Annotated in this window: 11 protein-coding genes, 1 tRNA gene and 1 pseudogene; 12 read left to right on the forward strand and 1 reads right to left on the reverse strand. The window is 63.4% G+C overall.

The window, feature by feature from the left end; translation table 11 throughout:
• Positions 1 to 776: pseudogene (locus BM133_RS24850) on the reverse strand (hypothetical protein); the annotation flags it as partial.
• Positions 777 to 1,356: 580 nt separating this feature from the next.
• Here BM133_RS24850 and BM133_RS24855 point away from each other — a divergent pair.
• The 12 genes from BM133_RS24855 (at position 1,357) to BM133_RS24910 (ending at position 11,879) form a co-directional block, all read left to right on the forward strand.
• A complete protein-coding gene (locus BM133_RS24855; protein WP_093439813.1) occupies positions 1,357 to 2,082 on the forward strand; it encodes a response regulator transcription factor in 726 nt (241 codons plus the stop codon).
• Between the two features lie 176 nt (positions 2,083 to 2,258).
• Entirely contained in the window at positions 2,259 to 2,876 is a 618-nt protein-coding gene (petA, locus tag BM133_RS24860; protein ID WP_093439816.1) for a ubiquinol-cytochrome c reductase iron-sulfur subunit, read from the forward strand.
• Between the two features lie 14 nt (positions 2,877 to 2,890).
• Positions 2,891 to 4,327: a cytochrome b gene (locus tag BM133_RS24865; RefSeq protein ID WP_093439818.1), complete on the forward strand. Its 1,437-nt coding sequence runs from the start codon at positions 2,891 to 2,893 to the stop codon at positions 4,325 to 4,327.
• A gap of 34 nt (positions 4,328 to 4,361) precedes the next feature.
• Complete coding sequence (locus BM133_RS24870) at positions 4,362 to 5,138, forward strand: cytochrome c1 (protein WP_093439821.1); 777 nt, start codon at positions 4,362 to 4,364, stop codon at positions 5,136 to 5,138.
• Positions 5,139 to 5,235: 97 nt separating this feature from the next.
• Complete coding sequence (locus BM133_RS24875) at positions 5,236 to 5,847, forward strand: glutathione S-transferase N-terminal domain-containing protein (RefSeq protein WP_042579119.1); 612 nt, start codon at positions 5,236 to 5,238, stop codon at positions 5,845 to 5,847.
• A 37-nt stretch (positions 5,848 to 5,884) separates the two neighbouring features.
• The gene (locus tag BM133_RS24880; RefSeq protein ID WP_093439823.1) at positions 5,885 to 6,448 is read left to right on the forward strand and encodes a ClpXP protease specificity-enhancing factor; all 564 of its coding nucleotides are present in this window, start codon (positions 5,885 to 5,887) and stop codon (positions 6,446 to 6,448) included.
• A 48-nt stretch (positions 6,449 to 6,496) separates the two neighbouring features.
• A tRNA-Thr gene (locus BM133_RS24885) sits at positions 6,497 to 6,572 on the forward strand.
• Between the two features lie 260 nt (positions 6,573 to 6,832).
• Positions 6,833 to 7,072: a flagellar biosynthetic protein FliQ gene (locus BM133_RS24890; RefSeq protein WP_256219349.1), complete on the forward strand. Its 240-nt coding sequence runs from the start codon at positions 6,833 to 6,835 to the stop codon at positions 7,070 to 7,072.
• A gap of 14 nt (positions 7,073 to 7,086) precedes the next feature.
• Positions 7,087 to 7,884 carry a flagellar biosynthetic protein FliR gene (locus BM133_RS24895; protein WP_093439828.1) on the forward strand — a complete coding sequence of 266 codons (798 nt, stop codon included), beginning with the start codon at positions 7,087 to 7,089 and terminating at the stop codon, positions 7,882 to 7,884.
• Positions 7,884 to 8,984 (forward strand): EscU/YscU/HrcU family type III secretion system export apparatus switch protein, encoded by a 1,101-nt coding sequence (locus tag BM133_RS24900; RefSeq protein ID WP_093439830.1) that lies wholly within the window; start codon positions 7,884 to 7,886, stop codon positions 8,982 to 8,984. The genes BM133_RS24895 and BM133_RS24900 overlap by 1 nt, the downstream gene beginning before the upstream one ends.
• Complete coding sequence (gene flhA, locus BM133_RS24905) at positions 8,981 to 11,080, forward strand: flagellar biosynthesis protein FlhA (RefSeq protein WP_093439833.1); 2,100 nt, start codon at positions 8,981 to 8,983, stop codon at positions 11,078 to 11,080. Before BM133_RS24900 ends, flhA begins: the two co-directional genes overlap by 4 nt.
• A gap of 16 nt (positions 11,081 to 11,096) precedes the next feature.
• Entirely contained in the window at positions 11,097 to 11,879 is a 783-nt protein-coding gene (locus BM133_RS24910) for a flagellar hook-basal body protein (protein WP_093439836.1), read from the forward strand.
• Position 11,880: the final 1 nt, after the last annotated feature.

Below are 11,880 nucleotides of genomic sequence, written 5' to 3' on the forward strand. Positions count from 1 at the left end.
GTCAGGTTCGTGGTGCTGACATCGGTGGCGCTCAGCGTGTTGACCGTGCCGGCGTTGGCGGTCAGGTTCGTGGTGCTGACATCGGTAGCGCTCAGCGTGTTGACCGTGCCGTTGGAAGCCGACAGGTTGGTCGTGCTGACGTTGGTTGCGCTCAGCGTGTTGACCGTGCCGTTGGAAGCCGACAAGTTGGTCGTGCTGACGTTGGTTGCGCTCAGCGTGTTGATCGTGCCGTTCGAGGCCGTCAGGTTGGTCGTGCTGACGTTGGTGGACGTGAGCGTCGAAATGCTGCCGGTGCCCGACGTGATGTTCGCCGTGTTGATGTTGGTGGCATCGATGTTCGTGCCGAGGATATTCGTGGAGGTCAGGCCCGTCGCCAGGATGTTGGTCGAGGTGAGCGACTGGATCGTGCCATTGCCCGACGACAGGTTGCCGGTGGTCACGTTGCCTGCGCTGACGATGCCGGAGGTGATGCTGGTCGCGGTCACGGTGCCGGCGCTGACACTCGAGGAGGTCAAGCTGGTCGCTGTCAGGTTGGGCGTGGAAATTCCGTCTGCCGAAGTCAGAACGCCGTTGTTGGCGCCCGTGATGTTGAGGAGGCCGGCGCCAGGAGGATCGACAACGACGTCGACGCCACCGATGGCGACTTGAGCGTATGCAACCGGCAGCGTCATCACATACCCGGCTCCTACCAATACAGAGGCAAGAATACGGCTGATGCCTGCATGGCGAACACCGCGGGAGCCGCGGTTGGAAGAGGAGCGCTTGGGTGTAGTCATTTGGACTGTTTTCCTTGATGGATAAGTGACAACTTCGCGAGCCCCGACATGTCCCTCGCAGCCTCGAAGCAGGGTTGGGTTTCATTGAGTTACCCAATGCAACGAATGCTAGGAATCGGGTGCTTTGGTGAACATCACCGGTATCCGTAGTTCTCGGCCTATGTGGTTTGGCAGATACGTCATCGGCGAGGTGGCCGATGGCCCGCAAAGCCAGCGCCCATGCGGCTTGGCGGGCATCACGTGAATATGGGATGGGCCGTTCGCGCGACGTTTTCCGGCGTGTTCCGCGTGGCCCGGTGCTACGTAACACGCGCCGTCACAAGCGCGTAACAACAGCGCAAAAACGGCCTCGAAAAAGCCATCCCGGGAAGCCGTTCAGCGGCCCTTTTCCGGCGAATTTCCCAATGAAATCAAAGTACTACTCGCCTTGACGCCGGTGTTCCGGTTGACGTGTTTTCGCGCGGGCATCGTTCCTGCGACATCTGAAACGAAAGTCAACATTTGGAAGCTACCTTGCGTAGCGAAGAGGGGCGAGCGCGTGGCCATCAATCTTTCCTGTCACCCTGTGAGAACAGCACCGATGCCATCGGCGTCGCAGCTGTCGTACGTGAGCATCTTTCATGGCGCGCTGATCGTCGAAGACGACCCCGCAGTGGCCGATCGCATGCGTCGCATACTGGGTAACCTCGCGCCGGGCCGCCGCGTCGTGGTGGCCTCCACGCGCGCCGAGGCGTGCAACCTGCTGGCTTCGCTGCCCTACGACCTCGTGCTGGTCGGCATGCGCCTGCCGCGCAGCGAAGGCGTCTCGCTCATTGCTCACATCCGCCGGACCTACCTGCACATCGAGACCATCGCCATGTCGCCGTCGGACGACCACGAACTGGTGAACGCCGCGATCTCCGCGGGCGCCATCGGCTACCTGCTGACGGAAGCGGACGATGTCGAGCTGTCGTTCCTGCTGCGCTCGATCGAGCGCGGCGGCGCGCCGATGGACTCGCGCGTCGCGCGGCGCATCCTCGGCCTGATCGCCGCTTCGGCCAAGACCCGCACGATCGAGCCCATCCGCACGGAGCCGCACATCGAACCTTCGTCGCCGCCGCGGTCCGCGCCTGCGTTGCTGTCCCCGCGCGAACTCAAGGTGCTGCGCCTCATCGCGCAGGGCTGGAGCAACCGTCAGATCGCGGAGGCGGTGTACCTCTCGGTCAACACGATCGAGTTCCACGCCAAGAGCATCTATCGCAAGCTGGCGGTCAAGTCGCGGACCCAGGCGGTCCACGAGGCGACGCAGCACGGTCTTCTGAACTGAAGTCCGGCCGGCGAGGGCCTTCGCTGCCCTGCCGCCATACGGCGCGCGCTCTTCGGACGCGTCGCGCCGACCATCGGCCGCCGGCCACGCGCATGGCGCCCATTGAATATCCCTCCAGCGGCCCGCTACAATCGCGGGTTGACCCCTGCTCCAGCGAAGAAGACAAGAGGATCCCCATGAGTGACATGACCTCCGGCTCGCCCCGGATCGACACAAGCAAGCGGACGTGGTTGATCGCATCCAGCTGTGCCGGCGTAGCGGGTGGCGTGGCCACCGTAGTTCCATTTGTGAGCACTTTCCAGCCTTCCGAGAAGGCCAAGGCCGCCGGCGCCGCTGTCGAAGTCGACATCTCGGGCCTGAAGGTCGGCGAGAAAATGACCGTCGAATGGCGCGGCAAGCCGGTCTGGATCCTCAAGCGCACCCCGGCGCAGATCGCCGAACTGCCCAAGCTGGACGGCCAGCTGGCCGACCCGCTTTCCAAGCGCCACCCCGACGAGTTCACCCCCAAGTACGCGCAGAACGAGCACCGTTCGATCAAGCCCGACGTGCTGGTCGTGGTCGGCATCTGCACCCACCTGGGTTGCTCGCCGACCGACCGCTTCCAGGCCGGCCCCCAGCCTTCGCTGCCGGCCGACTGGGAAGGCGGCTTCCTCTGCCCTTGCCATGGTTCCACGTTCGACCTGGCCGGCCGCGTCTTCAAGAACAAGCCCGCACCCGACAACCTGCCTGTGCCCCCGCACATGTACCTGTCGGAGACCAAGCTCCTGATCGGTGAAGACTCCAAGAAGGCCTGAGGCAGAAGAAGAACATGGCTGAATTCCACGAAATTTCCCCCAACGCGCCCGCCGGCGCGAAGCTGCTCAACTGGGTCGACAACCGCTTCCCGCTGACCAAGCTCTGGAACGACCAGTGGGGCAAGTACTACGCGCCGAAGAACTTCAACTTCTGGTACATCTTCGGCTCGCTGGCGATGCTGGTCCTGGTGATCCAGATCGTCACCGGCATCTTTCTCGTGATGCACTACAAGCCCGACGCGAACCAGGCGTTCGCATCGGTCGAATACATCATGCGCGACGTGCCCTGGGGCTGGCTCATCCGCTACATCCACTCGACGGGCGCCTCCGCGTTCTTCATCGTGGTGTACCTGCACATGTTCCGCGGCCTCATGTACGGGAGCTACCGCAAGCCGCGCGAGCTGATCTGGGTGTTCGGCTGCGCGATCTTCCTTTGCCTCATGGCCGAAGCCTTCATGGGCTACCTGCTGCCCTGGGGCCAGATGAGCTACTGGGGCGCCCAGGTCATCGTGAACCTGTTCGCCGCCATCCCGTTCATCGGTCCTGACCTGGCCCTCCTGATCCGCGGCGACTACGTGGTGAGCGACGCCACGCTGAACCGCTTCTTCAGTTTCCACGTGATCGCCGTGCCACTGGTGCTGCTGGGCCTCGTGGTGGCCCACCTGATCGCGCTGCACGAAGTGGGTTCCAACAACCCCGACGGCATCGAGATCAAGGCCAACCGCGGCCCCGACGGCCACCCGCTGGATGGCATTCCGTCGCATCCGTACTACACGGTGCACGACATCTTCGGCGTGGTGGTGTTCCTCACGATCTTTTCGGCGGTGATCTTCTTCGCGCCCGAAGCCGGTGGGTACTTCCTGGAGTACAACAACTTCATCCCGGCCGATTCGCTCAAGACGCCCAACCACATCGCCCCGGTCTGGTACTTCACGCCGTTCTATTCGATGCTGCGTGCGACCACCGACGACATGGTCAACGTGTTCGCGCTGATCATCGGCGCCGCTGCCATCCTGAACTTCGTCAAGGGCAAGTCGGGCACGGCGCTGAAGATCGCGATCGTCGTCGTGGCGGCCGTGGCCATCTTCCTGCTCAAGGCCTTCGACGCCAAGTTCTGGGGCGTGGTCGTGATGGGCGGCTCGGTCATCATCCTGTTCTTCCTGCCGTGGCTGGACCACAGCGAAGTCAAGTCGATCCGCTACCGGCCGAGCTGGCACAAGTATGTGTATGGCGTGTTCGTCTTCTTCTTCCTGATCCTGGGCTACCTGGGCATCCAGCCGCCCGGCGTCTGGGGCAACCTGGTCATCGGCTCCTTCGCCCTCGACATCGCCCAGACCATCTCGCAGATCGGCACGCTCTTCTACTTCGGCTTCTTCCTCTTGATGCCTTGGTGGAGCCGCAAGGGCGAATTCAAGCCCGTGCCCGAGCGCGTGGTCTTCGCCGCGCATTGAGACACGAGAAGTGCAAGAGCTTGAGAGAAACACGATGAAGAAAAGAATTTCCGGCTGGCTCGCGGTCATGGGTCTGGCGCTGGGCCTGGCTTTCTCCGCCACCGCATCGGCCGAGTCCGAAGGCATTGCGTGGGACAAGTCGCCCAACAAGACGACCGACATGCAGTCGCTGCAGAACGGCGCCAAGCTGTTCGTCAACTATTGCCTCAGCTGCCACTCGGCCGCCTTCATGCGCTACAACCGCCTGCAGGACATCGGCATCACCGAGCAGCAGATCAAGGACAACCTTCTGTTCACGACCGACAAGGTCGGCGAAACCATGAAGGCCAACATCGACCCCCGCCAGGCCAAGGAATGGTTCGGCACCACGCCGCCCGACCTCACGCTGGTCGCGCGTTCGCGCGCGGGCCACGGCGGCACCGGCGGCGACTATCTCTACACCTTCCTTCGCACCTTCTACCGCGACGACACCAAGGCCACCGGCTGGAACAACCTCGCGTTCCCGGCCGTCGCCATGCCCAACCCCCTGTGGGAACTGCAGGGCGAGCGCCGGCCGATCTACACCAAGGTCGAGCAGCACGGCCACGAGACCGAAGTGTTGACGGGCAAGTGGGAACAAGTCACTCCCGGCACCCTGACGCCCGTGCAGTACGACAATGCCGTCGGCGACCTGGTGAGCTACCTGCAGTGGATGGCCGAGCCCGCGCAGAACACCCGCATCCGCATCGGCGTCTGGGTCCTGCTGTTCCTGGCCATGTCGGTGGTTTTTGTGTGGCGACTGAACGCCTCGTACTGGAAAGACGTCAAGTAGTTCCGTCCACGCCGACCGGTCATGCCTCGTGCATCCGGTCCCACAGAGTGGGTTGCCAACGCGACCCACTCTTTTTGATTTTTAGGAGTCTCTCGCCATGATGGTCTTGTATTCAGGAACGACCTGCCCCTTTTCCCACCGCTGCCGATTCGTTCTGTTCGAAAAGGGCATGGACTTCGAGATCCGCGACGTCGATCTCTACAACAAGCCCGAAGACATCAGCGTGATGAACCCGTACGGCCAGGTGCCGATCCTGGTCGAGCGCGACCTGATCCTGTACGAGTCGAACATCATCAACGAGTACATCGACGAGCGCTTCCCGCATCCGCAACTGATGCCCGGCGACCCGGTCGATCGCGCCCGCGTGCGCCTGTTCCTGCTCAACTTCGAGAAGGAACTCTTCGTGCACGTCTCCACGCTGGAGAACCGCACCACCAAGGGCAACGAGAAGGCCATCGAGAAGGCCCGCTCGCACATCCGCGACCGCCTGACGCAACTGGCACCCGTGTTCCTCAAGAACAAGTACATGCTGGGCGACAACTTCTCGATGCTCGACGTGGCCATTGCGCCGCTGCTCTGGCGCCTGGACTACTACGGCATCGATCTCAGCAAGAACGCCGCGCCGCTGCTGAAGTACGCCGAGCGCATCTTCTCGCGCCCTGCCTACATCGAAGCGCTGACGCCCTCCGAAAAGGTCATGCGCAAGTAAGACTGCGTCCACCGTACCGTTCTCCGCTGTCTTTTTCATGATCAACGCGCTCGAGTCGTCCTCCACCCGCCCGTACCTCATCCGGGCGCTGTATGAATGGTGCACCGACAACGGGTTCACCCCCTATGTCGCCGTGCAGGTCGACGACACCGTCCAGGTGCCGCGCGAGTACGTGAAGAACGGCGAGATCGTGCTCAACATCAGCTTCGACGCGACCAGCTCGCTCAAGCTGGGCAACGATTTCATCGAGTTCAAGGCCCGCTTCGCAGGCAGTGCGCGCGAAATCAGCGTGCCCGTGGGGCGCGTGATCGCGATCTATGCGCGCGAGAACGGGCAGGGCATGGCGTTTCCCGCGCCGGCGCCCGCGGTCGACAGCGGCGATGCGCCGGCTTCGCCCACGGGTCCCGCGCGCATGCCTTTGCGCGACGCTTCGCGCGGCACCGAAGGCGATGCCGGCAAGATCGTCCACCTGGTCACGGGCGAGGACGGCGGCGAAACGATCGATGCAGCGCCCGCCGACTCGGCCACCGACCCTGTCGACGAGCCGCCGCGCCCGCCGGCCGGTGGCGGTTCGCGGCCATCGCTCAAGCGCGTCAAGTAAGCAGGTGCCGGAAACGGCGCCTTTAGAATCACGCACCGAAGAAATTCAGCCGCTTTAGCTCAATTGGTAGAGCACCCGCCTTGTAAGCGGAAGGTCGTCAGTTCGATTCCGACAAGCGGCACCAAAAATTTAAATAAAAAGTAATCAATTAAAGCCCTTGGATGAAGATGTTCATCCAGGGGCTTTTTTTATTCCTTTTATCCGTTTTCTATTGAGTGTAATCAATAGGTTCTAATGGTTTATGGTTCAATTTAATTAGTTACCATTACGTTAGAATTACATCAACTGGTTGTCGGCCCACTGTCATTTCTTCCACTCCACGAGAAGAATGGGCCGATGTGAGAAAGAGGGGGGAGCATGCATGCAGACTTAGCACTCAAGATGATGTCCGACCTGTTCTGGACAGGTTTGCTCGTGTGCCTTCCGCTGCTTGGCCTGACCATGTTGGTGGGAGTCGTGATCAGCGTCCTGCAGGTGGTCACCCAGGTTCAGGAAATGTCGCTGACATTCGTTCCGAAGCTCTTCACGGCGGGCGCCGTCATGATCCTGGCCGGTCCCTGGATGCTTCGCAAGCTCACCCAGTTCACCGTTCAGCTCTGGAGCGGCATTCCGTCGATGTTCTGAACCGGGCGCCTGAAGTGAATGCCTTCCAGCTGAATTCATCGTGGCTGTCTCTCGTTGGGCTGCTTGCCTTGCGCGTTGCCGCGACCTTGCTGATGACCCCGGTTTTCTATGCGGTGCCACTGCCCGCTTCTGTCCGGATGCTGGTGATCGTCAGTATCTCCGTGGCATTGGCGGCGGGCCTGCCCGTTATTACGGGGCCCTGGATGGGCTGGGATGCCCTGATTTTCGCCGCAATGTCCGAACTCGCCCTCGGAGCCGTATTGGGCCTTGGCATCTTGCTGGCCTTCGGGGCATTTGCCGTTGCCGGGCAACTGCTCGATGTCCAGCTCGGATTCGGTATCGCGCAGGTCGTCGATCCGGTCACCAAGCGCCCGGTTCCGATTCTTACCTCCGCCTTCGGTTATCTCGCAGTCCTGATGTTCTTTCTCGTCAACGGACATCACGCCCTGCTCAGAGGCATCAGCTACAGCCTGGAGCGATTTCCGGTCGGTGCGCCGTGGTCCGTTGCAGGTGCCGCGGCGCCGATATTGAAGCAGACAGCCGGGCTCTTCAGTCTTGGGTTCGCCCTGGCCGCACCGGTCGTGTTCTGCATCCTGCTGGTCGAGTTCGCCCTGGGCGTCGTTGGCCGCAACCTGCCGCAGATGAACATGTTCACGATGGGCATTCCCGTGAAGATCCTTGTCGGCCTCGTGGCGCTCTCGCTCTGGTTCATGGGCATCGGCGCTGTCATGACCAGGACCTACGCGAGCATTGCCACCACGTGGGACGGCATCTTCGCGGCCGCGCCGGCACCGCAAGGACGGGGGCGCTGATGGCCGAGCAGGACCTTGATCGCAACGAGGCGGCCACGCCTTACAAGCTGCAGAAGGCGCGCGAGCGCGGGCAGACGGCGAAGAGCACGGACGTCGTGGCCGCCGTCGTGTTCGCCGTCGCCGTCGTCTACCTGAACTGGCGTGGGTTCGGTGCCGTGTCGACTCAGTTCCGCTTCGATCAGGCCTTGCTGATCCATGCCGGCCGGATGGATGTTTCCGGCGTGGGCCTCTGGCCGATGATCGACCGCGCGCTGCGTGCCGCGCTGATGCTGTCCGCTCCCTTCTTCGCCACCGTCATGCTGGCCGCGGTCATCGGCAACATGATGCAGACCGGACCGATCCTCTCCTTCGAGCCGGTGAAGATGGACTTCGACCGCATCAACCCTGTCAATGGTTTGAAGAAGCTGTTCTCGATGCGCGTGCTCTTCGATACCGCGCGGGCGCTGATCAAGCTGACGCTGCTGACCCTGGTGGCCGTCCTGGGGCTCAAGGCGCTGACCAGCCAGTTCTACGCACTGGCCTCGCTGTCGGCCATCGGCTATCTGCACATCCTGCTCGACGACCTGGCAAGCGTCGGCTTGAAGATGGCGCTGGTGCTGGGCCTCATTGCGCTGCTCGACCTCATGTACACGCGGCGCGAATTCGCAAAGAAGATGCGAATGAGCCAGCGCGAGCTCAAGGACGAAGCCAAGCATCGCGAAGGCGACCCCCGCATCCGCGCCCGCTTGCGCGAATTGCGCCGCGACATGCTCAAGCGAAGCCTGGCATTGCGCCAGACGCGCAATGCCGATGTGGTGATCACCAACCCGACCCATATCGCCGTGGCGCTGAAGTACGAGCACGGCCGCATGGCCTCGCCGCAACTGCTGGCCAAGGGCGCTGGGCACATGGCTTCCGCGATGCGCGAGATCGCGGCGCGCCACCGCATCCCGGTGGTCCAGAACCCGGCGCTGGCGCGGCGCATCTACAAGGAGTTGCCGGTGGACCATCCGGTGCCGCCGGAGCTCTACGCACAGGTCGCGCGCATCATCGTCTGGGTCTTTGCCATGCGGGAGCAGCAGCAGCAACGCGGCCGCGCCGCCACGGGAGGCGCATCGTGAATGCGTTCGGGCGTGTTCTCGGCAAGCACAGCGACATCGCGCTGGTGCTGCTCGTGCTCGGCGTGCTGGTGGTGCTGTTCGCACCCATTCCCAGCGGCCTGCTCGACTTCCTGATCCTGAGCAATTTCAGCTTCGCATTCCTGGTCCTGCTCCTGACCTTCTACATGGCCAGGCCGGTGGAGTTCTCGACCTTCCCCTCGCTGCTGCTGATCGCCACGCTGTTCCGCCTGTCGCTCAACGTGGCGGCCACGCGGCTGATTCTTTCCGACGGCGATGCGGGTCGGGTGATCGGCGCCATCGGTGCGTTCGTGGTGGGCGGCAACTATGTCATCGGCCTCATCGTCTTCCTGATCCTCATCGTGGTGCAGTACGTCGTGGTGACGAGCGGTGCACAGCGCGTCTCGGAGGTGGCTGCGCGCTTCACGCTCGACAGCATGCCGGGCCAGCAGATGAGCATCGATGCCGACCTCAACATGGGCTTCATCGACCAGGCCGAAGCCCAGCGCCGGCGCAAGAACATCGAAAAGGAAGCCGGCTTCTACGGCGCCATGGACGGTGCCAGCAAGTTCGTCAAGGGCGATGCCATCGCGGGCATCATCATCCTGCTGATCAACATCATCGGCGGGCTGGTGATCGGGGTGATGCAGCATGGCATGCCGTGGGGCCAGGCCCTGCAGACCTACACCCTCTTGACCATCGGCGACGGCATCGTGACGCAGGTGCCCGCACTCGTCATTGCCGTGGGCACCGGCATCATCGTGACCCGGTCGGCCTCCGATGCCAACCTGAGCCGCGAAGCATTGCGCCAGGTGAGCTCGTTTCCGAAGACGCTCCTGCTCGTGTCCATGGCGCTCGGCGGCTTGTTGCTCCTGCCTGGCATTCCAGCGCTGCCGACGCTGGCGCTCACGCTGTGCTTCCTGCTGGCCGCAACGCTGCTCTATCGCGCGGCGAAGGCCAAGGCGGCCGATGCCGGTGCAGCCCAGGCGTCCGGTACCGCAGCAACCGGCGACGTGACTCCGGCAGCGGCCGACGGAACGCCGGCTTCGCAGAGCGACGACCCCTACTCGCTGCTGCAGGTGGAGCCCATCGAGGTTCATCTCGGAACCAACTGGGTGCCGGTGATCAACCAGCCGGGCAGCGTCTTTATGGAGCGGATCGCCACGTTCAGGAAGCAGCATGCGCAGGAGTTCGGCTTGGTGCTGCCGCGCGTGCGCTTCAAGGATTCGGCGCGCCTGTCGGCGGATCGCTACGAGATTCATCTGGACGGCGTGCTGGTCGGCAAGGGCGAGGCGCGCGCCGACAGGTTGCTCGCGATCCATCCGGCCGGTGACACCAAGTCCGTTCCGGGCGAGCCGACCCGCGATCCGACCTACGGCCTGCCCGCCCTCTGGATCGAAGAGAGCCAGCGCGAAGTGGCCAGCCAGGCGAAGTACACGCTGGTCGACGCGCCCACCGTCTTCATGACGCACCTGACCGAGATGCTGCGACGCGAGTCCGCGACGCTGCTCACGCGTGCCGAGGTCGACCGGCTGCTGGCACGCGTCCGTCAGAGCCAGCCCGGCCTGGTCGAGGAGCTGATACCCACGGTTCTTTCGTCCAGCGACGTGCAGAAGGTGCTGCAGAACCTGCTGAGGGAGAAGGTCTCGATCCGCCACGTCGAAGCGATCCTCGAAACGCTGGCCGACGCAGGGCGCACGACACGCGACGCCAACCAGCTGACCGAGATCGTTCGCCAGCGGCTGGGGCACGCGATCTGCCAGGGCCTTCTCGGCGAAGCGACTTCGTTGCAGGTCCTGACGCTCGATCCTGCGATCGAAAGCCAGTTCCTGCAAAGCGTTCACGTGGCCACCGAGGCCGGGGGCGCGCAGCCCTTCGTGCTCGACCCGCGCCTGACCGAGCAGTTGATGAAGCGCCTGGTGCAGCAAGCCGAACGCATGATGAAAAGCAATCTCCTGCCGGTGCTGCTCTGCGCGCCCGAATTGCGACGCCATGTGCGTGCGCTGTCCGAGCGGGTGATGCCGCATCTGCGCGTGCTGTCCATGTCCGAAGTGCCGCACACCATCGAGCTGAAATCCTTCAGCGTGGTCCAGCTCTGAAATCTCAGGAACCCCCATGACCGACGTACTTGCCATCAGCCTGCAGAGCATGCAGCAGGACATGGCGCGCCTCGAACGCATCAGCATGAACATGGCGAACGCCACCACGCCCGGCTACAAGCGGGAGGTCGCCTCGTCCTTGCCGATGAACACGGGAACCTTTTCTGATGCGATGCGCAGCGTGGGGGCGGTTGCTGCGCGGGCCGACGTGTCGGGCACCCCCGCAGCCGCGGGAACGCTCCTGGTCCAGACGGACGCCCGCCCCGGCACCCTCAAGTCGACCGGCCAGAGCCTGGACGTTGCATTGACCATGCCGGGCTTCTTCGAAATCTCCACCGAAGCTGGCCTTGCCTACACGCGCCAGGGCAGCTGGCAGCTGGACGCGCGCGGCCGCCTGGTCACCGCGCAAGGCAATCCGGTCATGGGGCAGGGCGGAGAGATCGTGCTCACCCGACCCAATCCCGTGATCGACGCCGCGGGGCAGGTGTTCGAGTCCAAGCCCGGTGGCGGCGCGGAAGCGACGCCTGTTGCGCAGCTGAAGGTCGTGCAGTTCGACAACGCCAAGGACTTCAGGCGCGTCGGCGACGGCCTCCTGAATACCGACCAGGCCCCCACCCAGCTCGCGGACGGCGACGTGCAACTGCGCCAGGGCTTTCTGGAGAACTCGAACGTGAGCTCGATGCAGGAGATGGTGCAGCTGATCCAGTCGATGCGGCACTTCGAATCGATGCAGCGGGTCGCGCTCGGCTACGACGAAATGATCGGCGGCGCGGTGCGCAAGCTCGGCGAGCTTTCGTAGC

This window comes from Variovorax sp. 770b2 (assembly GCF_900115685.1).
Taxonomy (GTDB): domain Bacteria; phylum Pseudomonadota; class Gammaproteobacteria; order Burkholderiales; family Burkholderiaceae_C; genus Variovorax.